Source organism: Micromonospora sp. NPDC093277 (genome assembly GCF_044765245.1).
In the GTDB taxonomy this organism is placed as follows: Bacteria; Actinomycetota; Actinomycetes; order Mycobacteriales; family Micromonosporaceae; genus Micromonospora.
The window spans coordinates 149372-169818 of record NZ_JBIWJO010000008.1 but is presented as its reverse complement, the minus strand read 5'-3'; the positions used below and the strand labels follow the sequence as shown (position 1 = coordinate 169818).

Here is a 20447-nt window from a genome sequence, read left to right as displayed (position 1 = left end):
ACCTCCTCATCCGGCCTGCACCTCCCGACCGGCGGCGTTCCCGAGCACCACCTCGACGCCGGTACGCACCGGACCGGCCGGCCCCCGGTCCGCCGCCGCCGTGGCGAGCGCGGCCAGCAGTGCCCGGTCGACGTACTCGCAGAGCACGTGGGTGGCGACCAGGTGCAGCTCCTGCACCACCTGGCTCTCCGGCGAGTCGACGGCGAGGCTCTCGTGGCAGGCCTCCGCGAGTGGGTTCGGGGCCGGGCCGGTGAAGCCCCAGCAGCGCAACCCGTGCTCCCGTCCGGCGCGGACCGCGGCGAGCAGGTTGGCGCTGGCGCCGCTGGTGGACATGAGCAGGAGGATGTCGTCGGGGCGGCCGTGGGCCCGGACCTGGCGGGCGAACACCTCCGGAAAGCCGTAGTCGTTACCGATCGCGGTCAGCGCGGAGGTCTCCGCGTGCAGCGCGATGGCGGAGAGCGGTTCCCGGTCGTCGCGGAGCTTGCCGACCAGTTCCGCGGTGAGGTGCTGCGCCTCGGCGGCGCTGCCCCCGTTGCCGGCCACCAGCAGCCGCCCACCGGCGGCCAGCCGGTGCGCCAGCTCCCCGCCCCAGCGGGCCAGCAGCTGCTCCGACCGGCGCAGCGGCAGCAGCGCGGCGGCGAGCTGGGTCAGGTGGTCCTCCAGCACCGTCCCGCCGGAGTCCGTCGCCGCCATCAGGCGACCACCCGGGTGCGCCGGCGCACGGCGGTCACCTCGCCGTACACCCCGGCGAGCCGCTCGGCGGTGGTTGACCAGGAGTAGTGGGTGCGGGCCCGGTCCAGCGCCGCCGTCGCGTACGCGAAGCGACGGATGCGGTCGCCGAACAGCCGGCGGATCGCGGCGCCGAGCGCCTCGGGGTCCCGGGCTGGCACCAGGTCGCCGGTCCGGCCGGGCACCACCGTGTCGATCAGGCCGCCGACCGCGGTGCCGATCACCGGTACGCCGCACGCCATCGCCTCCAGCGGGGTGAGCCCGAACGGTTCGTACCAGGGCGCGGCGACCAGCACGTCCGCCGAGCGGTACCAGCGACCCATCTCCTCGCGGGGCACCGCGCCGATCAGCTTGACCCGGTCGGCGATCCCGCAGGACCCGGCGAGCGCCCGCAGCCGCAGCGCGTACGCGTCGGTCTCCAGTAACCCGGCCGGCGGCCCGCCCACCACCACGCACTCGGCGTCGGGGACCAGCGCGGTGGCCCGGATGACGTCCTGGAAGCCCTTGCGTTCCACCAGCCGTCCGACGGTGAGGATGCGTGGCCGGGTGCCGTCGCGCTCGGCGACCGGGCCGAGCGGGGCGAAGGTGGCCAGGTTCACCCCGGACGGGACGACGGTGATCCGGGATCGGGGCACGCCCATCCGGACCAGCTCGGCGACCTCGTCCTGGCACTGTGCCACCACCCGGTCGACCGAGCGGCCCAACTCCCGTTCGTGCCCGATCCGGCCCGGCGGGCTGGTGTCCTGGGTGCCCTGGTGGCGTCGCTTGACCGTGCCGAGCGCGTGGTACGTCTGCACCACCGGCACCCCGGTGCGCCGGCCGGCGGCGAGGGCCGCGAGGCCGCTCATCCAGAAGTGCGCGTGGACCACCTCGGGCTGCCAGTCGTCGACCCGCCACCGCTCGGCGAGCCACTCCCCGAACGCGGGCATGTACGGCAACAGGTCGTCCTTGGCGACCGGCTCGGCCGGCCCGGCGGGCGCGTGCACCACGTCGTAGCCGTCCGGGGCACGGACCGTCACCGGCAGGTCCACGGCGTCGCGCCGGGTGTAGACGCGGACGTCGTGGCCGGCGGCCGCGAGCGCGGCGGAGAGCTCCGCGACATGCGTGTTCTGGCCGCCGGCGTCCTCGCCGCCGAGAACGGCGAGCGGACTGGCGTGCTCCGAGATCATCGCGATGCGCATACTTCCTCCTCCAGCAGCCGGTCCCAGTCGGCGAGGAAACGCTCCAGGCCGTAGCGGTCCCGGGCCGCGGCCCGGGCGGCGGCGCCCGCCCGGCGGGCCGCCGCCGGGTCGTCGACGAAGCCGCGGGCGGCGTCCAGCAACGCGTCGACCCGGGTGGACAGGGCGCCGGCGGACGGCGGCACCGCCTCCACGGCCTCGGTGGTGGCCAACGCCACCACCGGCATGCCGATGGTCATCGCCTCGATCAGGCTCAGCCCGAGCGAGGTCCACCGGCACAGGTGCAGGTACGCCCGTCGGCGCGCCAGCTCGGCGTGCATGGTGTGCTGCGGCACGTCGTCGTGGCTGGCCAGCCGCTCCGGTGGCAGGCCGAGCCGGTCGGCCAGGCCGGCCACCCCCATGCCGTAGACGTCCAGCGGGGCGATCTCGGCGAAGCGATGCAGCAGGTCGGTGCCGGTGACCCGCCAGCGGCGCACCGGCTCGTTGATGACGACGGCGAGCCGGTCCAGCTCGCCGGTCCACTCGACGTCCGGGGCGACCACCCCGTGCTCGACCACGGCGGTGCGGCTGCCGCCGTTGTCCCAGAACAGCTCGTTGAAGTGGGTGACGTGGGTGAGCAGCAGGTCGTCCCGGCCGGCCATCGGGTGCCGGGTGTTCGGCACGTCGCCCTTCGGGGTGTTGTGCTCGACGTAGATCGCCGGCACGTCGCGGCCCACCCGGCGGCCCAGCCACTCGCAGGCCAGGTCGAACTCCTCCGGGCGCTGCAGCAGCACCACGTCCACCTCGGACTGGCGCAACTGCTGCGGGGTCACCTCGACGGCGTTGTCCGGCCACGGGTAGGTGCGCGCCCGGCCGAGGCCGTACGGGCCCCGGTCCGGGGTGACCGGCACCAGGTAGCGGTGTTTGCCGTGCACGAACGACGTGGTCCACGAGCCGTGCACGTGCCAGACCAGCACGTTCATCGCACCACCTCGCAGGCGGGCACGGCCGGCCCCGAGACCAGGGGCTCCGGCGCGTCGGCGGGTACGCCGAGCAGGCGCAGCGCCTCCAGCACCCGTCCCGGCTCGACGGCCGAGAGGCAGGGGTGGCCGGGGACCGGGCAGCGGGTGGCCCGGGTGTTCCGGCAGGCCGCTCCGGCGTCACCGAGCCGGACGGCCGGCACCCGGTACGGCCCCCACTGTCCGAACGGGACGGTGGGGGCGAAGAGGCTGACCACCGGCACGCCGAGCGCGGCGGCCAGGTGCGCCGGTCCGGTGTTGCCGACCACCAGCGCGCCGGCCCGGGCGATCACCGCGGCGAGCTCGCCGAGCCCGGTGCAGCCGCCCAGGTCGAGGCCGCCGGCGGCGGCGACCCGGGCGGTCAGCTCTCGTTCGTCCGGGCCCCCGGTCACCACCACCCGGTAGCCGGCGGCGCTGAGCACCCGGACGATCCGGACGGCCAGTTCGGGCGGGCAGGCCCGGGTCTCCACCGAGGAGCCCGGGTGCAGCACGACGTAGCCCGGCTCCCCCGGCCCGGCCGGGGCGGGTGGCAGCCGGTCGACGCGCAGCCGCAGGCCCGGCTCGTCGCCGGCGGGCAGGGCGAAGCCGGCGGCGGCGGCGAGGGATAGCGCGCGCTCCGGTTCCGGCACGCCGACCGGCACCCGGTGCCGGACGTCGAGCAGCGAGCCCGGGTAGTCGTCGCTGATCGCGCTGATCCGGGGTATCCCCGCCATCCGCAGCAGCAGGGCGAGGGGCAACGCCGACTGGTGGAACGAGGTGAAGACGACCGCCTCCTCCGCGCCGAGCGCCGCGAGCCGGTCGGTGAGTCGACGCAGGTCCGCCGGGTCGACCGCGCCGGCCGGGGCGTCGATCCAGGGCAGCGGCCACTCGACGATCTCGTCCACGCCGGGCAGCAGTTCGGCGGCGGCCCGGCCACGCGGTCCGCAGAGCAGCACCACCCGCTCGGCGTTGGCCGCGACCGCCCGGATACCGGGTCCGGTGACCAGCACGTCCCCGGCGGCGTCGCTGCGTGCCACCAGGACCGTGCCGCGTCGGGGCACGGCGGTCGGGGCGGCCGACAGACGGATCCGGCGCAGGATCTCCGTGACCGCGCCCGGCAGGTCACGGGCGACCGTGGGCGCGGCGGTCACCTCCGCCGGCCGGGTGGCCGGGGTGGGTACCAGGATGCCGGCGGCGCCGGCCGCGGCGGCGGCGATCATGTCGGCGCCGATGTCGCCGACCAGAACGCACCGGGTCGGCGTGGTGTCCAGCGCGTGGGCAGCGGAGTGCACCAGGCCCGGGGCGGGCTTGCGGCAGGCACAGCCGTCCGGCTCCCCGTGCGGGCAGATCTGCCAGCTGTCGAACGGTCCGAGCAGTTCCTCCACCCGGGCGTTGACCCGGCGTAGCTGGTCCGCGGTGAAGTAGCCCCGGGCCAGGCCGGACTGGTTGCTGACCACCGCCAGGCGCAGGCCGGCGGCCCGCAGCCGGTCCAGTGCCTCCCGCGCTCCGGGCACGGGGCGGACCTTCTCCGGGTCGCCGTTGTAGGGCACGTCCTCGATCAGCGTGCCGTCCCGGTCCAGCAGCACCGCGTCGTACAGACCGGACGGGAATCGGTCAGCAGCCGGATCAACCCGGGCCGACCTGCACTGATCCCGCTCGTGGTCCCGTCGCACGAGCGGGAGGTTCCCGACCCCCCGAGGAGTAAACATCAACTTCGGCGGAGCCGCCTCCGCCGGTGCCGGCCGAGTCCGGTCCCGCCACGCCGGCCCGGTCCGGCGATACCCGCCGCCCCCGAGAAGCTAACCCGGCCGAGATATGAGCCCGACCTGCTGTTCCTTGCGCGACCCCGGCTCCGGATCCGCTACGGATGCCGCTGGCCGCTCCGGCCGGGGTGGGCCGGATGGCGCCGTCCGGCAAACAGGGCATCGGGCATGAAAGACCGCTAAGTACGGATACCCCGCTTACGGCCTCCAGAGGGGATCCGGGGGTCCACCGAGCGGGCGTCTGTACAACCAGACGGCGGCGAATGGCTACCCTCTCAGATGAAACCTGTCGGCCGACCGAGGATGTCCGTGATGATCGAACCCGTGCAGTTGCCCTCGCCGTGGCGCGACGCACGCCTGACCGTCGTCGTTCCGACCTACAACGAGGCGGGCAACCTTCCGGTGCTGGTCGAGCGCCTTCTCGCGCTGCCGCTGCCCGGCTTGAAGGTGCTCGTCGCGGACGACAACTCCCCCGACGGGACCGGCGAGGTCGCCGACAAGTTGGCCATCGAGAACCCCGACCGGGTGCAGGTGCTGCACCGCCCGGGCAAGGAGGGGCTCGGGAGGGCGTACGTGGACGGGATCGGGCGCGCGCTCGACGGCGGCGCGGAGTTCGTCGCGCAGATGGACGCCGACCTGTCCCACCCGGCGGAGGCGCTGCCCGGCATGCTCGGCGCGCTGCTCGCCACCCAGGCCAGCGTGGTCATCGGCTCACGGTACGTGCCCGGCGGCGAGCTGGACGAGAACTGGCCGCTGTACCGGCGCGCGCTGAGCGGCTGGGCCAACCTCTACGTGCACACGCTGCTGCGGGTGCGGATCCGGGACCTGACCGCCGGCTTCAAGATCTGGCGGGCGGACGCGCTGCGCGACATCGGGCTGGAGCGGGTGCAGTCCAACGGCTACAGCTTCCAGGTGGAGATGCACTACCTCGCCACCAAGCTGGGGCACACCATCCTGGAGGTGCCGATCCGCTTCGAGGAGCGCCGGGACGGCGACTCGAAGATGACCACCGCCACCAAGATCGAGAGCGCGCTGATGCCGTTCAAGCTGCGGAGCCGGCACCGCAACCTGGAGGGCTGAGCGGCGGCGCTCAGCGATAGAGCGTCCGGTGCGCGGCGCCGATCGCGCTCGCGTACAGGTTGCCGGTGAGCGTGCGGTCCCGGGCGAGGGCCGCCCGCGCGGCGTTCGCGCCGGGTGCCCCGTGCACCCCGCCGCCCGGGTGCGCCGACGAGCTGGCCAGGAAGAGCCGGTCCACCGGGGTGTCCGCGCGGCCCAGCCCGGGGATCGGCCGCAGGAAGAGCTGCTGGTGGGCGGCGGCGGTGCCGCCGCCGACCGCGCCGCCGACCAGGCTCGGGTCGCCGGCCTCCAGGTCGGCCGGGCCGGCCACGTGCCGCCCGACGATCAGCGAGCGGAAGCCCGGGGCGGCCTCCTCCAGCACCTCCTCCATCCGCTCCAGCTGGACGGCGACCTCCTCGGCCCGCCAGTGCCGGCGGAACGGCAGGTGGGTGTACGACCAGAGCGATTCGGTGCCGGCCGGCGAGCGGCTCGGGTCGGCCACCGACATCTGCCCCAGCAGGAGGAACGGGTCGCGGGGCACCTCCTGCCGGGCCAGCGCCGCCGCGTACGTGGTGAGCCCGTTCAGGTCCGCGCCCAGGTGGACGGTGCCGGCGCCGGCCACGGCCGGGTTCTTCCACGGCACCGGCGCGGAGAGCGCCCAGTCCACTTTCAACGTGGAGCCGTCCCAGCGGAAGTGGGCCAGGTCCTCGACCAGCCGGGGCGGCAGCGCGGCGGCGCCGACCAGGTCCAGATAGAGCGCCGGGGCGGGCACGTCGGCCAGCACGGCCCGGCGGGCCCGCCAGGTGGCGCCGCCGGCGGTACGCACTCCCATCGCCCGGCCCCGGGCGACGAGCACCCGGTCGACCCGGGCTCCGTAGTCGATCCGGCCGCCACGCTCGACCAGCCGGGCCACCAGCGCGTCGGTGATCCGCTGGGCACCACCGACCGGCACCGGCCAGCCGACCTGCTGGCCGAGCATGGTGAGCAGCCACCCGTACACGCCGGACCCGGCGTCCTCCGGGGACAGGTCGGTGTGCAGCGCGCAGCCGGCGAGCAGCGCCGGCCCGCCCTCGCCCTCGAACAGCTCGTCGCCGAGCGTGCGCGCGGGCACCACCAGCCGCCGGGTCAGCCGAAGCGCGCCGGACACCTGCAGCCGGCGCAGCAGGCTCAGCCCGCCACGGACCGGCGGGAAGGGGGTGGTGATGGTGTCCAGCATCGGCTCGGCCACCCGGCGCCACTCGGCGTACGTCTGCCGCCAGCGGTCCCCGTCGGCGGACGCGAACGCCGCCAGCGAGGCTGCGGTGGCGTCCGGGTCCCGGTTGACCACCGCCGCCCGCCCGTCGGGAAAGAGGTGGGCCAGCACATCCGGGGCGTGCGTCCAGACCAGCCCGTACCGGTCGAGGTCGAGCCCGCGCAGCACCGGCGAGGCGTACCCGAGCGGGTAGAAGGAGCTGTAGAGGTCGCTGAGGTAGCCGGGAACGGTGACCTCGGCGGAGCGGACCGCCCCGCCGGGCACCTGGGTGGCCTCCAGCACGAGGACGTCCCAGCCCGCGTCGGCCAGCAGGTTCGCGGCCACCAGCCCGTTGTGACCGGCGCCGACGACAACGGCGTCCGCCGTACCGGTGGGCATCACCCGATCCTCCTACCCGGCCGGTTACCGGGCGAAACGCGTTTGCCGCGCCCGCACCGGGGCATCCACCGCCGCATGTACACGGTTGCACAGCTCATAGGTGGAGTGTGGGGTGCCGGGGGCGCCGGAGGCGAACTGGTCGTGTCTGATCCCGCCGACGGCTCCCCGGTGACCACGGTGCCGGTGGCGACGGCGGACGAGGTCGCCAAGGCGGTCGCGGCCGCCCGGGAGGCGGCGGCCGAGTGGGCGGCGACCGATCCGGCGGAGCGCGCGGCGGCGCTGCACCGCGCGGCGGACGCGGTGGCGGTCGCCGCCGAGGAGCTGGCCCGAGCCACCACGGCGGAGATGGGCAAGCCGCTGGACGACGCGCGCGGCGGCGTGGCGGCCGGTGTCGGCACCCTGCGGCAGTACGCGGAGCTGGGCCCGGTGCGTGGCGGGCGGACGCTGCACGGCGCCCATGCCGCGCTCGACTTCATGGCCCCCGAGCCGCGCGGCGTGGTCGCCGCGATCACCCCCTGGAACGACCCGGTGGCGGTTTCCTGCGGGCTGCTCGGCGCGGCCCTGGTCACCGGCAACGTGGTGCTCTACAAGCCGAGCGAGCGCGTCCCCGCCACCGGCTGGCTGCTGGCGAGGGCCCTGGACTCCGTGCTGCCGGCCGGCGTGCTGACGCTGCTCACCGGCGGCCCCGAGGTGGGCGCGGCGCTGGCCGGGCAGGACGTGGACGTGGTCGCCCACGTCGGGTCCACCGCCACCGGCCGGGCGATCGCCGCCGCCGGCGCCCGCACCGGCGCGAAGGTGCTGCTGGAGAACGGCGGCAGCGACCCGCTGGTGGTCGACACCGGCATCGATCCGATCTGGGCGGCCGAGCAGGCCGCGCTGGGCTGTTTCGCCAACGCGGGGCAGATCTGCGTCGCGGTCGAACGGATCTACGTGCACCGGGACCTCGCCGAGGACTTCGTCGACGCGCTGGTCGAGCGCGCCGAGGCGCTCACCGTGGGCCCGGGCCGGGACCCGGACACACAGCTCGGGCCGCTGGTCGACCGGCGGCACCGGGACCACGTGCACGGGCAGGTCATCGCGGCGGCGGCCGAGGGGGCGCGGGTGCGCACCGGCGGGGATATACCGGACGGGCCGGGCTCCTTCTACCCGGCGACCGTGGTCGCCGACTGCCGGCACGAGATGGCCCTGGTCCGCGAGGAGACGTTCGGGCCGGTCGCCCCGGTGGTCGTGGTCGACTCGTTCAGCGAGGGGTTGCGCTGCGCGGCCGACTCCCCGTACGGGCTGGCCGCCACGGTGCTGACCGGGTCGATGAGCCACGCCCACCGGGCCTGGCGGGAGCTGCCGGTGGGCACCGTCAAGATCAACGCGGTCTTCGGTGGCGCGCCGGGCGGCGCCGCGCAGCCGCGCCACGGCAGCGGCCAGGGCTTCGGGTACGGCCCGGAGCTGCTCGACGAGTTCAGCGCGGTGAAGGCCGTGCACATCGAGGCCCCCGGCGGCGGCCACTGGTGAACACGGAAACGGGAGCCCGGGACGATCCCGGGCTCCCGTCGCGTCGGGTTGCTCAGCGGCCGCCACGCGCCTCGCGGGTCGCCTTGTCGTTCGCCTTCTGGATCGCCTTGACCAGTTCCGGCTTGGTCATCCGGGACCGGCCCGGCACGTCCAGTTTCTTGGCGACCTGCATCAGGTGCTCCTTGGGCGCGTTGGCGTCCACTCCGACGGCGGTCGGCGCCCGTCGGGCCGGGCCGCCACCGGCGGCCTGCTGGTCGCTGGGGCCCTTGCGTCCCTTCGGCTCCCAGTGATCACCGACCTTCTCGAACTCGTTCTTCAACGAGGCGAACGCGGTGCGGTGTGCCCGCTCCCCCTCGCCGTACGTCTCCACGGCCGAGTCGTGCGTCTTCTCCCAGGTCCGCTGCGCCTTGTCCGGGGAGCGCCGCAGCGTGCTGGGCAGTACCTCGCGCCCGGGCATCTCGTCCTCCTCCGTCTCCGATGGTTCCTGTGATCGTTCCCCCACGTCCCGGCGACAAACCGACACCCGGTTTGTCGATTTTCCCGACCGGGTACCGCCGAGCCACGCGCACGACGCGCCGGAGGTCGGAGGGAGCGGGTCATGGCGACGACGACGGAGCCGGTGGTCACCGGCCGGCGGGCCGGGCTCCCCCGGCGGTTACGCCAGCTGAGCTGGTCCACCTGGCGCGGGGTGCTGGCCCGCAGCGGGCGGAACTTCGTCCGGGGCAACTGCACGGACCGGGCGGCCGCGCTGACGTACTACGGCGTGCTGGCGCTCTTTCCCGCCACCGTCGTGGTGGTGGCCCTGGTCGGGCTGGTCTCCGACGGCGAGCGGACCGTCGACACGGTGGTGGGGCTGGCCAGGGAGATCGGCGCGGGCTCAGTGGTCGGCAACGACGGCTTCGTCAGCGCGGTCCGCGGCGTGGTGGAGCAGCAGGACTCGGCCGGGGTGCTGCTCGGCTTCGGCCTGCTCGGCGCGCTCTGGTCGGCCTCCGGGTTCATCGGCGCGTTCACGCGGGCGGCCAACGCGGTCTACGGGGTCGCGGAGGGACGACCCTTCTACCGGCTGCGCCCGCTGCAGATCGGCCTGGCCGCGGTGTCGTTGCTACTGCTCGCCGTCGCGGCCACCGGACTGGTCGTCAGCGGCCCGGTCACCGATGCGGTCGGCGACCGGCTGCACGCCGGCGGGCTGACCCGCACCCTGTGGACGGTGGCGAAGTGGCCGGTGCTCGCCGTGGTGGCGATGACGCTGCTGTCGCTGCTGTTCTGGATCGCCCCGAACGTCCGGCAGCCCCGGTTCCGCTGGCTCACCCCGGGCGGCGGTCTGGCCCTGCTGGCCTGGGTGCTCGCCTCCGCCGGCTTCGGCCTCTACGTCGCCAACTTCGGCTCGTACGACGTGACGTACGGCAGTCTCGGCGCCGTCATCGCCTTCCTGGTCTGGCTCTACCTGTCCAACTGCGCCCTCCTGCTCGGCGTGCAGGTCGACGCCGAACTCCAGCGCGGGCGGGTGATGCAGGCCGGTGCCGGGGACCCCGGCGAGCCGGTCCTGCCGCCGCGGGCCCCGGCCGGCGCATGACCGGCTTCGGCTGATTCGTCGCCGGTTGACCGGCCCGGCCGTCCGGCCCGGTTTACCGCCGGTCGCCTCGGGCATGTCTGTCGGCATGGAACGTGGCAGCAGCAAGCACTCGCCCAGGGTCGACGACAACATGCGCCAGGACGTCAGCGGCCTCGTCCAGGGGCCGGGGGCCGGCGGTTCGCGGGTCGACGAGTCCCGCCAGCCGGAGCCGGCGGGTGAGGACCAGCCGGAGCCGAAGACGCTGACGGCCGGCGCGAGCCGCGGCGGCAATCCGCAGGGGATGAGCATGGACGACGTGGAGGCGCGCAGCCGCCTCGGCCGGTTCATCACCATGACCGCCCTGCCCGGTGACCGCGAGGCGCTGGTGGCCAACGCCCGGGAGAACCAGGCGCCGACGGACATCGTCGAGGCCCTGGAGAGCCTGCCCGCCGGCACCCGTTACCAGACGATTTCCGAGGTGTGGGCCGCGCTCGGGCACCGGAACGAGACGACGCGCTGGTGAGCGGACCGGTTCACGAGCAAGGCGACGACACCGGCGGGGAGAGAGGAAGGCTGCGATGAGCGGCGTCATGGAACACGTGGACATTGCCGTCCCGATCCGTACCGCCTACGACCAGTGGACGCAGTTCGAGGCGTTTCCCCGTTTCATGGAGGGCGTCCACCAGGTCCGGCAGCTCACCGACACGATGACCCACTGGACGGTCGAGATCGCCGGTGTGAAGCGCGAGTTCGACGCGGAGATCACCGAGCAGCTACCGGACGAGCGGGTGGCCTGGCGGTCGACCGAGGGCACCCGGCAGGCCGGCGTGGTGACCTTCCACCGCCTCGACGAGGGGCACACCCGGGTCACCCTGCAACTGGAGTTCGAGCCGCAGGGCGTGCTGGAGCAGGCCGGCGACAAGCTCGGCCTGGTGGACCGCCGAGCCCGGGCCGACCTGGAGCGGTTCAAGGAGTTCATCGAGCGACGCGGCCAGGAGACCGGCGCCTGGCGGGGCACGGTCGACCGGCCGACCCCCTGACGTCGCCTCCCCGGCCTGAAGGCCGGAGTATCCACGGAAGGAATCTGATGACCGACAACGACCGCCACGTGTGGCGCGACGAGACCCGTGTTCCGCTCCACGAGCTGGACCGGGCGCTGGCCCGGTCGACCGTCGACGGGCAGGCCGACGACGTCACCGGGAACGACGCCGGTGAGGAGTCCGCGTTCGGCCACGGGCCCGAGGCGGTGGACCGCGGCGCCGGCCCGGAGGCCGAGCGGCGGGAGATGACCGACGCGGACCGGGCGTACCGGCCGTCGACCACCGGGCGGACCGGCCCGGACGCGTGAGCCGACGACTCCGGACACCAGCCGACGGTGCCCGGCGCCGCGGTGACCCCGGCGGATCGGCGCGACCCGGCCGAACCAGCGGGAAGTGGGATACACCAGGAGGATAAAGCGGACAGCCCATGCAGAATCGACCGAACGGGGGACGGCGCTCCCCGGACCCCGGGTAAGACTTTCGGGATGCAACAGGGCTCGGGTTTCCTCACCCCACGTCAGCGCCGACTGGCCTGGCTGGGCTTCCTGCTCGCCGCCGCCCAGGCGCCCGTCGCGGCCAAGCTGGCCGCCGACGGTTCCTGGCTGTTCAGCCTCGTGGTGGCCCTCATGGTGGCGACCGTGATCATCGCCGACGACGCCCGGCGGCGCCGGCCGGCGGACGACACGCCCTAACCACCCTCATCGGGGCGCGCCTCGTGCCCCGGCCGGCCGGGACTGCGCCGGCGTTCCTTCATCTCCGCCTCGTAGAGGTGGCGCCGGCCGCCCACCAGTTGGTCGCGGGCCCGGCGCTCCAGCTCCCGGAAGAGCGCGTAGTACCCGTCGTCGAAGTCCTCGACGATCTGGAAGGTCCAGCGCCCCGCGATCACATTGCGCCCGAGCAGGTCCCGGTCCACCCGATCGGCGATCTCGGCATGGCCGGCCGAGCGGAACAGCGCCACCGCGGCGTCGAGCATCAGGTCGGCGTGGCCGATCATCTGGTGCACCGAATAGAGGTGCCCGCGCGCCCGTTCAACCGTCTCCAGGGCCTCGCTGAGCTTGCCGAGCGCCGCGACCGTGGCGTCATTCACGCCCGCCGGCCGGCGGTGCGCCTCGTCCGGTCCGTCCGCCTGCTGTGCCATCGCGTGCCTCCACGGGCCGTCCGCACCGGTTCGTGCGGTTTCCCTTCTGTGCCCTGGCGACCGGGTCGATCCCCGTGGGCGAGCCTGAACGGCACCTGAGACGACCCCGGCCTCGACCAGTCGACCGAGGCCGGCCCCGGCCCGCCGAGTTAGCCTCGGTCACCATGCGCGTGCCGAACAACCGGGTGCGAACCCGCTCCGCGGCTGGCGCCGCGCGATCCGCCCTCACCACGCTCACCGGCTCCGTCGGCACCGCCGGTCTCGCCGCGGCCGCCACCGACCCGGGCCTGCTCGCCGAGGTCGACCAGCACGCCGCCGCCGTACGGGACAGCCTGGAGGCCGACCGTCGCCCGCTGACCGTGGCCGCGCTCGCCGGGTACGCCGAGGGACTCCGCGCCGCGGCCGGGGAGCACGGCTGGCAGCAGCCCGCCGAGCCGGTCGACTGGTCCCGGCCGGACTGGGCGCTCACCCGGCTGGTCGCGGTCTGTGCCCTGGCCCGCACGCTGGATCCCCGCCACCTCGCCTGACCGCCGGGCACGACGGGAGGGCGCCCGCGCGCACCCGCGGACACCCTCTCCCGTCCCGACTCACTCGTTCGGCCGGCCGAACTGCTGGGTCTGCTCGCCCGCGTTCCCGGACCGGTACGTGCCGGTCCGCTCGCCCGGGGCGCCGGACACCGACTCCGGCATCACCTGGGTGGGCTGCGCGCCCCGGTCGGCCCTCTGCCGTTCGTAGTCGCGGCGGCCGGCGTTCTCCGCCCGGCGCTGCTCCCGGATGGCCCGGGACTCCTCCGCCGCGCGGTTGAGCCAGCCTTCCCAACGGGCCTGCATCGGCTTCACCAGGCCACCGCCGACCCCGACGATCAGGATGCCGGCGAGGGTGGCGAGGAACGCGATCAGTACCGGCATGGTGACCGTGGTGGCGATGCCCACCTGGTTCAGCGCCGCGATCACGCCGAGCGCCAGGATGAAGACCGCCGTCAGGTCGGCCAGCACCCGGCCGTACGAGAGTCCGCCGAGCGCGCCGGTGACCAGGTCCCGGGCGGCGTTGGCGATGGCGGCGGCGACGACCACGATGATGATCGCCACGAAGGCGCGCGGCAGCCACGAGATGACGCCCCGGATCAGGTCGCTGATCGCGTTCGGTCCCCAGACCCCGAAGGCGAACTGCAGGGTGAACAGCAGGACCGCGTAGTAGGCCAGTTTGGCCAGGATGTCGCTCGCGTCGTATCTGGTGCGTTCGAGCGCGCGCTTGATGCCGCCACGCTCGACGGCCCGGTCGAAGCCCACCCGCTCCAGCGCCACGTCCACGATCTTCAGGACGGCGCGGGCGACGAGCCAGCCCACGACGAGAATCACGATGAACGCGACGGCTCTGGGCACGAAGAGCACCAGTGTTCGCCACAGATCGGTCAGGGCGGCCCCGATGTTGACCTGCCCGACCGCGAGGGTTTCTGGCATGTTGTCCCTCCCATCGCCAGAATTTGCGCAGCCCGGATACCCGGTCGTCCCGCCGGCACGCCAACCGACCGACGGGGACTTCCGGGCACACCCGACAAACCGGCACGATCCCGCCGATCGCGGCCCGACGCCCCGCGCCGCATGATCGGAACCTTTTCGCCACGCTCCGGATAGGCTGCGGTCATGCCAGGCACGGTCGGGCAGGTGCCCACCCCATCAGCCCCCACCTCGGGAGCGCCGACGGGCCCGCACGCCGCCGCGTCCGGTTCGCCCGACCTGTCATCCGTGCGATGGGCCGACACGCCGCTCGGCGCGCCCGAGCAGTGGGATCCGGCCGTCCGCGCCGTGGTCGAACTCGTCCTCGCCTCGCCCGTGCCGATGGCCCTGCTCTACGGCGACGACCTGGTCCTGGTCTACAACGAGGGGTACGGCGAGCTGATCGGCAAGCGGCACCCGGGGGCGCTCGGGCGGCCGGCGGCGGAGGTGTTCGCCGACATCTGGCACGAGCCGGGCGCCGGGGAGGTGATCGAACGGGCCTACCGACGGGGCGAGCCCTTCCTGGAACGGGAGGCGGTGCTGCCGGTCGACCGGCACCGGACCGGGCCCACCGAGGCAGGCATGTTCACCCGCGGCTTCTCGCCGGTGCGGGACAGCGACGGCCGGACGATCGGCGTGCTCAGCGTGGCCACGCAGACCACCCAGGTCACCCGGCAGTTGCAGAGCCTGAGCGACTTCGCGGCCGCACTCTCCGGCACGCTCACCCTCGACGACGTCGCCCGGGTCACCCTGCGCTACGGCCTCGACTCCTTCGGCGCCGAACGGGTCAGCTTCGGGGTCGACGAGGGGTCGGCCTGGCGGATGGTCCGCCGGGTCCGCGGCGAACTGCTGGACGAGGCCGACGAACGACTCCCGCCGTTGTGGCGGCGGATACCGGCGGACTCGCCCGTCCCGATGGTGGTGACCGCCCGCAGCGGCATACCTTTGTTCGCCGCCGACGGGCAGCCGCTACGGGACACCGCGGCGGACCGGCACGACGAGAAGATCCGTTCGCTCGCCGCCCTGCCGCTGCGCTCGTCGGTGGTCCGGGGAGCGGTGACCGTCGGCTACCAGACGCCGCACCCGTGGTCGCCGGCGGAACGCGCGCTGCTCGCCGCCGCCGCGGAGCTGGTCGGCCAGGCCGCCGAGCGGGCCCGCCGCTTCGAGACCCAGCACGGCACCGCCCAACTCCTGCAGCGCAGCATGCTTCCCGAACGGCTTCCCGACCTGCCCCGGCTGCGTATCGCCGCCCGGTACGACCCGGGCGTGGACGGCAACGCCGCCGGCGGCGACTTCTACGACGCGTTCGTGCTGCCCAGCGGCGCGCTCGGCGTGGTTCTGGGTGACGTCGCGGGGCACGACGTTCAGGCCGCGGCCCGGATGGGGCAGGTACGCGCGGCGCTGCGCGCGCTGGCGCTCGCCGATCCCCGCCCGGACGCCGTGCTCGCCGGTCTGGACCGGCTGGTCGCCAGCCTGGGCACCGAGGGCGGGACGCAGGAGCTCTTCGTCACGGTGGTGTTCGGCGTGATCGAGGCCGACCAGGAACTGATCACGCTGGCCAGCGCCGGGCATCCGGCCCCGCTGATCCGGCGCTGGCCGGCAGGCGGCGAGCCGACGGCCGAGTACGTCGAGGTGTCCCCCGGCCCGCCGTTGGGTCTCGGCTACCGCCCGCGTACCACGACGGTGCCGTTCCGCCCGGGCGACACCCTGCTGTTGTACAGCGACGGGGTGGTGGAGCGGCGCTGGCAGGACCTGTTCGCCGGACTGGCCGGGCTGCGCGCCGCGGTGCGGGCCGCCGGCAGCGGCGACCCTCGGGCGCTCTGCGCGGTGGCCACCGCCGCCGTGCCCGGCGCGACCGAGGACGACGTGGCGGTGCTGGCCGTGGAGCACGCGGTGCGGCCGAGCCGCTCGGCCAGCATGGCGGTGCCGGCGGAGCCGACCGCGCCGAGCCGGGTACGCCACTGGATGACCGCCCAGCTCACCGAGTGGCAGGTGCCCGAGACGGTGATCGGCGGCGCGGTGCTGTGCACCAGCGAGCTGACCACCAACGCTCTGCTGCACGCCGGCACCGCCGCCCGGGTGGAGATCGACCTGAGCGCGGAACGGCTGCTGGTCTCGGTCGCCGACTCCGGCACCCGGGGCCAGGTGACCCGAACGCAGGCCGACACCCTGAGCAGCCGCGGGCGCGGCCTGGGGCTGATCGAGGAGTTGAGCGACGCCTGGGGCACCGACCCCACGGTGCGCGGCTCGACCGTCTGGTTCGAGATCCTCATCCCGCCGTCGATCGGACCGTAGACGTCGAAGCGGGCGACGGACACACGCCGATCCGCCCGGGGCGGCGAATCGGCTTTCCCTGCCCTGCCCGGCAGGCGTTCCGTTTCGTCCCCGGCCTGCAGGCCGGGGTATCCACGGAAGGAATCTGATGAAGTACGTCGACCCGGTCACGTAGTCGGCGTCGTCGCTGGCCAGAAAGACGGCCAGCCTGGCGATCTCCGCCGGCATCACGGCCCGCTTCCACGGGATGCTCTGGCCCGCCAGTCGTCCGGTCGTCATCCGCGTGCTCCCTCCGTGGTCGCCATACCGGTCGGCACGGCCTCCCGCCCGGCGCGGTCGCCGGCCCGTTCCGCGGCCGTGGTGATCGCACCCGCGGCGTTGATCAGTCCGATGTGCGAGAAGGCCTGCGGGAAGTTGCCCAGGTGCTCACCGGTGGCCGGGTCGATCTGCTCGGCGTAGAGCCCCAGGTCGTTGGCCTGCGCGGCGAGCTGCTCGAACAGTCGCCGGGCGCGGTCCAGCTCGCCGGCCTCGGCGAGGCAGCCGACCAGCCAGAACGAGCAGATCACGAAGCCGGCCGGGTCGCCGTCCCAGCGCCGCAGCAGGCCGTTGCGGGACAGCCGGCGCTCCACCAGGTCGACGGTGGCGCGCATCCGTGGGTCGCCGGCGGGCAGAAAGCCGACCAGCGGCATGAGCAGCACCGAGGCGTCCAGCTCGTCGGAGTCGAAGGCCCCGGTGTACGCGCCGACCCGGTCGTTCCAGCCCCGGGTGAGCACCGCCTCGCGTACCTCGTCCCGGGCCGCCGCCCAGCGTGCCACGTCGGCGGTGTCGCCGATCCGCGTCCCGAACCGGACCGCCCGGTCCAGCGCGGTCCAGCACTCCACCTTGGACGACAGGTAGTGCCGCTCGGCGTCGCGCGCCTCCCACATCCCGGCGTCCGGCCGGCGCCAGTCCAGCGCCGCCTGCTCGGCGAGGGCGTGCAGCAGGTGCCGGACCTCGGGCGACATCGGGTCGAGGTAGTACCGCATCAGCCAGGCGGCGTCGAGGATCTCGCCGAGCACGTCGGTCTGCCGCTGCCGCCAGGCGTCGTTGCCGACGAGCACCGGCCGGCTGTCGGCATAGCCGGCGAGGTGGTCGAGGCGGTGCTCGGTGAGGTCGCGCTCGCCCTCGACGCCGTACATGATCGGCACGGGTTCGTCGCCGATCAGGCCCATGGCCCGGGACACCCAGGCGAACTGCCGGTTCGCCTCGTCGGGACAGGCGGCCAGCCAGAGCGCCTGGAGGGTGACGCTGAAGTCGCGTACCCAGACGAAGCGGTAGTCGTAGTTGCGGTCGCCGCCGAGCTTCTCGGGCAGCGAGGTGGTGGCCGCCGCGACGATCGCGCCGCTGGGCTGGTAGGTCATCCCCTGCACCACCATCGCGCTGCGCCGCACCTGGTCGCGGTAGTGCCCCCGGTAGTCGTGCAGCCCGGCCCAGGACCGCCACCCGGCCGCCGCCTCGACCAGCACCCGGTCGGCGTCGGGCAGCGCGGGCTCGCCGCCGTCGTAGGTCGGGGCGTACCCGAGGGTGAAGTGGTGGGCGGTGCCGGCGCGGGCGGTGAACCGCCCGAGCGCCGTCCCGCCTTCGCAGGTCATCGGCACGTTGGCGCGTAGGCTCAGCCGGGTGGCGCCGGCGACGGCGTCGACCGTCTGTTCGGTGCCGGTGAGGTAGGCGCGGACCCGGCCGTACTCGAAGTGGGGCTGGTACTCCACCCGCATCGGCACCTCACCGGAGAGCCCCTCGACGACCCGGGCGAGCACTCGCGGGGAGCGCAGGCCGATCTCGTGGCCGCGCGCGCCGGCCGCCAGCGCCAGGGCGTCGGTGAGGGCCACCGTCCCGGTCCGGGTGGAGAAGACGGTACGCAGCACCAGCGTGTCGTCCAGGTAGGACCGTTCGGTGGTGAAGTCGTCCTCGGGCCGGATGCTCCAGTGCCCGGCGGCGTCGTCGAGCAGCCGGGCGAAGACCGACGGGCCGTCGAAGCGGGCCGGGCACCACCAGTTCACCGCGCCGGACCGGTCCACCAGCGCGGCGGTACGCCCGTCTGCAAGGAACCCGTGCTCGCTGATCGGTCCGGCGTCCACACCGGTGGCTACCCGCCCGGCGCCGGGGCATGCGCGAGGCGGCCCGACCCTCGTCCGGTGTCCCGCGCGGGCGTTACCCCTTCCTCCCGGTGGGAACGCCCCGGCTTGACGAAGGAGGATGCACATGACCACACCCTCGACGCCGAGCGCGGCCTGGCGACCCGGGATGCCCGGCAGCGACAACCTCCCGTCCGGGCCGGGCGGTCGTCCGGCCGCTCCGAGCACGGACGGACACGGGCCCCAGACCGGCCCGCCAACCGTGACGATCGGGTCGTTCCCGGACTATCCGTCCGCCCAGAGCGTGGTGGACTATCTGGCCGACAACCGGTTCCCGGTGGAGCGGACGTCGATCATCGGCACCGACCTCACCCTGGTCGAGACGATCATGGGCCGGATGACCACCGGTCGGGCCGCCCTGGTGGGCGCGGGCACGGGTGCCTGGTTCGGGCTCTTCATCGGGCTGCTCTTCGGCATCTTCACCGCGGGGAACTGGGTCGCGGTGATCGTGATCGGGTTGGTGGTCGGCGCGATCTGGGGTGCCGTGTTCGGTGCGGTGGTCCACGCGATGACCGGCGGCCGGCGGGACTTCACCTCGTCCAGTTCGCTGCGCGCCAGCCATTACGCGGTGACCGTGGAGGCCGACCTGGCCGACCAGGCCCGGCAGTTGCTGGGCCGGATGCACTTCCCGAGCGGCGCGACCGCCCGCTGACTGGCGCACACCGGGAAGAGGGCCCGCGCCGGGCCCTCTTCCCAGCCTGTCCGCCGTCAGTCGTGGTACGTCAGCTCCCCGGCCCGGATCGGCACGTCGACGCGGTTCTCCGGCGGGGCGAGCGGGCAGGCCCAGCGGTCGTCGTACGCGCAGCTCGGGTTGTAGAGGTAGTTGGCGTCGAGGCGGACCCGGCCGCCGGGCAGCACGGTCAGGCCCCGCCCGAAGGTGCCCTTGACCGTGTCGGTCAGGTAGCGCCCGCCCCCGTACGTCTCGGCGCCGCAGGTGGCGTCGCGCAGCGGCATGAACAGCCCGCCCCCGTACGCCTCGATCCACCACACGGTGAGCGGGCCCCACGGCGTCTCGGCCACCGCGACCCGACGGTACCGGACGACTCCGTCGGGCCCGCCGGTGTCGATGCTCTCGCTGCCGGAGGCGGGGCGCAGCGGCGCCTCGATCACGGCCGCCGGGTCGCTCGGGTACCAGCGCAGCCCGGCGAACCCGGGTCGCTCGGCGGCCGGCAGCGGGCTGCACGGGTGCGAACGGAACAATTCGTCCCGGGCGGTCCGGAACCCGGCCAGGTCGAGGTCGGAGAGGTACAGCCGGGCCATCCGCTCCCGCCAGTCGAGCAGGTCGAGATCATCCATCCTCCGACCGTAGCCGCCAGTACCCCATTTCTCCCCGCCGGCGCACTCACTTCAAATTCCAAGCACATCTCCTCTGCCCGGCTGTCGCGCCGCTCACACGCGCCCCGAAGGCACTTGTTTAAATTTAAAGTAGTGCTAATCTCATAGCCGTGACCGAGAGCCTGAACCCCGAGCGGATGGCCGCCTGGCGCGCGTACATCGAGGCGAGCCAGCGGCTCTTCACCCAGCTCGAGGACGACCTGCGCGCGGCCGGCGAGCTGAGCTTCGCCGACTATCACGTGCTGGTCCTGCTCTCCGAGGCGCCGGGGCAGCGGCTGCGGATGGGCGAGCTGGCCGGCCGGCTGGTGTTCTCGGCGAGCCGGCTGACCTACCAGATCTCCTCCATGCAGCGGCGGGGCCTGGTCGCCCGGCAGCCCTGCCCGGAGGACCGGCGCGGCAGCGAGGCCGTGCTGACCGCGGCCGGGCTGCTGGCGCTGCGCGAGGCCGCGCCGCACCACCTCCACTCCGTGCGTACCCACCTGATGGACGACCTCGACGACGCCGAGGTCGCCTGCCTCACCCGGGTCTTCGAGCGGCTCGGCCGGCGCCTGCGCGCCGACCGCGACGCGTCGTCCACCCCGGCCGACAAGTAAGGA

The 20447-nt window shown here is 74.2% G+C and carries 21 protein-coding genes and 1 pseudogene; 11 read left to right on the top strand and 11 right to left on the bottom strand.

The annotated features are described in order from the left end of the window. Positions 1 to 6 precede the first annotated feature (6 nt). Genes ACIRG9_RS19580 through ACIRG9_RS19565 form a run of 4 tightly spaced genes read right to left on the bottom strand, consistent with a single transcriptional unit; the run spans position 7 to position 4557 of the window. Complete coding sequence (locus tag ACIRG9_RS19580) at positions 7 to 693, bottom strand: SIS domain-containing protein (RefSeq protein ID WP_402857436.1); 687 nt, start codon at positions 691 to 693, stop codon at positions 7 to 9. Next, on the bottom strand, positions 693 to 1910 hold the full coding sequence (locus ACIRG9_RS19575) for a glycosyltransferase (protein ID WP_402857434.1): 1218 nt from the start codon (positions 1908 to 1910) through the stop codon (positions 693 to 695). The genes ACIRG9_RS19580 and ACIRG9_RS19575 overlap by 1 nt, the downstream gene beginning before the upstream one ends. Next, complete coding sequence (locus ACIRG9_RS19570; RefSeq protein WP_402857432.1) at positions 1895 to 2869, bottom strand: glycosyltransferase; 975 nt, start codon at positions 2867 to 2869, stop codon at positions 1895 to 1897. Before ACIRG9_RS19570 ends, ACIRG9_RS19575 begins: the two co-directional genes overlap by 16 nt. After that, positions 2866 to 4557, bottom strand: coding sequence for an HAD-IIIA family hydrolase (locus ACIRG9_RS19565; protein WP_402857430.1), 1692 nt, complete (start codon positions 4555 to 4557; stop codon positions 2866 to 2868). The genes ACIRG9_RS19570 and ACIRG9_RS19565 overlap by 4 nt, the downstream gene beginning before the upstream one ends. A 402-nt stretch (positions 4558 to 4959) precedes the next feature. On the opposite strand from ACIRG9_RS19565, the gene ACIRG9_RS19560 reads away from it, so the two are divergent. After that, the gene (locus tag ACIRG9_RS19560) at positions 4960 to 5727 is read left to right on the top strand and encodes a polyprenol monophosphomannose synthase (protein WP_402857428.1); all 768 of its coding nucleotides are present in this window, start codon (positions 4960 to 4962) and stop codon (positions 5725 to 5727) included. 10 nt (positions 5728 to 5737) lie between these two features. Here the strand turns inward: ACIRG9_RS19560 and ACIRG9_RS19555 are convergent, their stop codons facing one another. Then, a complete protein-coding gene (locus ACIRG9_RS19555; RefSeq protein ID WP_402857426.1) occupies positions 5738 to 7333 on the bottom strand; it encodes a phytoene desaturase family protein in 1596 nt (531 codons plus the stop codon). Positions 7334 to 7408: 75 nt separating this feature from the next. Here ACIRG9_RS19555 and ACIRG9_RS19550 point away from each other — a divergent pair, with 75 nt between their 5' ends. After that, a complete protein-coding gene (locus ACIRG9_RS19550) occupies positions 7409 to 8842 on the top strand; it encodes an aldehyde dehydrogenase family protein (RefSeq protein WP_402857424.1) in 1434 nt (477 codons plus the stop codon). Between the two features lie 52 nt (positions 8843 to 8894). Here ACIRG9_RS19550 and ACIRG9_RS19545 read toward each other — a convergent pair whose 3' ends face one another. Beyond that, entirely contained in the window at positions 8895 to 9299 is a 405-nt protein-coding gene (locus ACIRG9_RS19545) for a ChaB family protein (protein ID WP_402857422.1), read from the bottom strand. Positions 9300 to 9440: 141 nt separating this feature from the next. On the opposite strand from ACIRG9_RS19545, the gene ACIRG9_RS19540 reads away from it, so the two are divergent. The 5 genes from ACIRG9_RS19540 (at position 9441) to ACIRG9_RS19520 (ending at position 12126) form a co-directional block, all read left to right on the top strand. Continuing rightward, complete coding sequence (locus tag ACIRG9_RS19540) at positions 9441 to 10415, top strand: YihY/virulence factor BrkB family protein (protein ID WP_402857420.1); 975 nt, start codon at positions 9441 to 9443, stop codon at positions 10413 to 10415. An 85-nt stretch (positions 10416 to 10500) separates the two neighbouring features. Then, a complete protein-coding gene (locus ACIRG9_RS19535) occupies positions 10501 to 10917 on the top strand; it encodes a DUF2795 domain-containing protein (RefSeq protein WP_402857921.1) in 417 nt (138 codons plus the stop codon). A 55-nt stretch (positions 10918 to 10972) separates the two neighbouring features. Then, entirely contained in the window at positions 10973 to 11434 is a 462-nt protein-coding gene (locus ACIRG9_RS19530; RefSeq protein ID WP_402857418.1) for an SRPBCC family protein, read from the top strand. 47 nt (positions 11435 to 11481) lie between these two features. After that, positions 11482 to 11742: a hypothetical protein gene (locus ACIRG9_RS19525; protein ID WP_402857416.1), complete on the top strand. Its 261-nt coding sequence runs from the start codon at positions 11482 to 11484 to the stop codon at positions 11740 to 11742. 177 nt (positions 11743 to 11919) lie between these two features. Further along, on the top strand, positions 11920 to 12126 hold the full coding sequence (locus ACIRG9_RS19520; RefSeq protein WP_402857414.1) for a hypothetical protein: 207 nt from the start codon (positions 11920 to 11922) through the stop codon (positions 12124 to 12126). Here the strand turns inward: ACIRG9_RS19520 and ACIRG9_RS19515 are convergent. Beyond that, positions 12123 to 12572 carry a hypothetical protein gene (locus ACIRG9_RS19515; protein ID WP_402857412.1) on the bottom strand — a complete coding sequence of 150 codons (450 nt, stop codon included), beginning with the start codon at positions 12570 to 12572 and terminating at the stop codon, positions 12123 to 12125. The genes ACIRG9_RS19520 and ACIRG9_RS19515 overlap by 4 nt on opposite strands. 164 nt (positions 12573 to 12736) lie before the next feature. Between ACIRG9_RS19515 and ACIRG9_RS19510 the strand changes: the two genes are divergently transcribed. Continuing rightward, positions 12737 to 13099: a DUF6401 family natural product biosynthesis protein gene (locus tag ACIRG9_RS19510; protein ID WP_402857410.1), complete on the top strand. Its 363-nt coding sequence runs from the start codon at positions 12737 to 12739 to the stop codon at positions 13097 to 13099. 60 nt (positions 13100 to 13159) lie between these two features. Here the strand turns inward: ACIRG9_RS19510 and ACIRG9_RS19505 are convergent, their stop codons facing one another. Continuing rightward, a complete protein-coding gene (locus tag ACIRG9_RS19505; RefSeq protein WP_402857408.1) occupies positions 13160 to 14032 on the bottom strand; it encodes a hypothetical protein in 873 nt (290 codons plus the stop codon). Positions 14033 to 14215: 183 nt separating this feature from the next. Here ACIRG9_RS19505 and ACIRG9_RS19500 point away from each other — a divergent pair, with 183 nt between their 5' ends. Continuing rightward, positions 14216 to 16363: a SpoIIE family protein phosphatase gene (locus ACIRG9_RS19500; RefSeq protein ID WP_402857406.1), complete on the top strand. Its 2148-nt coding sequence runs from the start codon at positions 14216 to 14218 to the stop codon at positions 16361 to 16363. A 126-nt stretch (positions 16364 to 16489) separates the two neighbouring features. Here the strand turns inward: ACIRG9_RS19500 and ACIRG9_RS19495 are convergent. Further along, positions 16490 to 16597 (bottom strand): annotated as a pseudogene (locus ACIRG9_RS19495) (SDR family oxidoreductase); the annotation flags it as partial. Positions 16598 to 16617: 20 nt separating this feature from the next. Further along, positions 16618 to 18459: a glycoside hydrolase family 15 protein gene (locus tag ACIRG9_RS19490; protein ID WP_402857404.1), complete on the bottom strand. Its 1842-nt coding sequence runs from the start codon at positions 18457 to 18459 to the stop codon at positions 16618 to 16620. A 124-nt stretch (positions 18460 to 18583) separates the two neighbouring features. Between ACIRG9_RS19490 and ACIRG9_RS19485 the strand changes: the two genes are divergently transcribed. Continuing rightward, positions 18584 to 19168, top strand: a complete 585-nt coding sequence (locus ACIRG9_RS19485; protein WP_402857402.1) for a general stress protein — start codon at positions 18584 to 18586, stop codon at positions 19166 to 19168. A gap of 56 nt (positions 19169 to 19224) precedes the next feature. On the opposite strand, the gene ACIRG9_RS19480 is transcribed toward ACIRG9_RS19485, so the two are convergent. Then, positions 19225 to 19812, bottom strand: coding sequence for a DUF1684 domain-containing protein (locus tag ACIRG9_RS19480; RefSeq protein WP_402857400.1), 588 nt, complete (start codon positions 19810 to 19812; stop codon positions 19225 to 19227). Between the two features lie 149 nt (positions 19813 to 19961). Here ACIRG9_RS19480 and ACIRG9_RS19475 point away from each other — a divergent pair, with 149 nt between their 5' ends. Then, positions 19962 to 20444 carry a MarR family winged helix-turn-helix transcriptional regulator gene (locus tag ACIRG9_RS19475; protein WP_402857398.1) on the top strand — a complete coding sequence of 161 codons (483 nt, stop codon included), beginning with the start codon at positions 19962 to 19964 and terminating at the stop codon, positions 20442 to 20444. Positions 20445 to 20447 lie beyond the last annotated feature (3 nt).

Excerpts from the sequence above, each read along its gene's own strand:
- ACIRG9_RS19580 (WP_402857436.1), bottom strand. The coding sequence starts at position 693 with ATGGCGGCGACGGACTCCGGCGGGACGGTGCTGGAGGACCACCTGACC.
- ACIRG9_RS19575 (WP_402857434.1), bottom strand. The coding sequence starts at position 1,910 with ATGCGCATCGCGATGATCTCGGAGCACGCCAGTCCGCTCGCCGTTCTC.
- ACIRG9_RS19570 (WP_402857432.1), bottom strand. The coding sequence starts at position 2,869 with ATGAACGTGCTGGTCTGGCACGTGCACGGCTCGTGGACCACGTCGTTC.
- ACIRG9_RS19560 (WP_402857428.1), top strand. The coding sequence starts at position 4,960 with ATGATCGAACCCGTGCAGTTGCCCTCGCCGTGGCGCGACGCACGCCTG.
- ACIRG9_RS19555 (WP_402857426.1), bottom strand. The coding sequence starts at position 7,333 with ATGCCCACCGGTACGGCGGACGCCGTTGTCGTCGGCGCCGGTCACAAC.
- ACIRG9_RS19550 (WP_402857424.1), top strand. The coding sequence starts at position 7,409 with ATGTACACGGTTGCACAGCTCATAGGTGGAGTGTGGGGTGCCGGGGGC.
- ACIRG9_RS19545 (WP_402857422.1), bottom strand. The coding sequence starts at position 9,299 with ATGCCCGGGCGCGAGGTACTGCCCAGCACGCTGCGGCGCTCCCCGGAC.
- ACIRG9_RS19540 (WP_402857420.1), top strand. The coding sequence starts at position 9,441 with ATGGCGACGACGACGGAGCCGGTGGTCACCGGCCGGCGGGCCGGGCTC.
- ACIRG9_RS19535 (WP_402857921.1), top strand. The coding sequence starts at position 10,501 with ATGGAACGTGGCAGCAGCAAGCACTCGCCCAGGGTCGACGACAACATG.
- ACIRG9_RS19530 (WP_402857418.1), top strand. The coding sequence starts at position 10,973 with ATGAGCGGCGTCATGGAACACGTGGACATTGCCGTCCCGATCCGTACC.
- ACIRG9_RS19525 (WP_402857416.1), top strand. The coding sequence starts at position 11,482 with ATGACCGACAACGACCGCCACGTGTGGCGCGACGAGACCCGTGTTCCG.
- ACIRG9_RS19520 (WP_402857414.1), top strand. The coding sequence starts at position 11,920 with ATGCAACAGGGCTCGGGTTTCCTCACCCCACGTCAGCGCCGACTGGCC.
- ACIRG9_RS19515 (WP_402857412.1), bottom strand. The coding sequence starts at position 12,572 with ATGGCACAGCAGGCGGACGGACCGGACGAGGCGCACCGCCGGCCGGCG.
- ACIRG9_RS19510 (WP_402857410.1), top strand. The coding sequence starts at position 12,737 with ATGCGCGTGCCGAACAACCGGGTGCGAACCCGCTCCGCGGCTGGCGCC.
- ACIRG9_RS19505 (WP_402857408.1), bottom strand. The coding sequence starts at position 14,032 with ATGCCAGAAACCCTCGCGGTCGGGCAGGTCAACATCGGGGCCGCCCTG.
- ACIRG9_RS19500 (WP_402857406.1), top strand. The coding sequence starts at position 14,216 with ATGCCAGGCACGGTCGGGCAGGTGCCCACCCCATCAGCCCCCACCTCG.
- ACIRG9_RS19485 (WP_402857402.1), top strand. The coding sequence starts at position 18,584 with ATGACCACACCCTCGACGCCGAGCGCGGCCTGGCGACCCGGGATGCCC.
- ACIRG9_RS19480 (WP_402857400.1), bottom strand. The coding sequence starts at position 19,812 with ATGGATGATCTCGACCTGCTCGACTGGCGGGAGCGGATGGCCCGGCTG.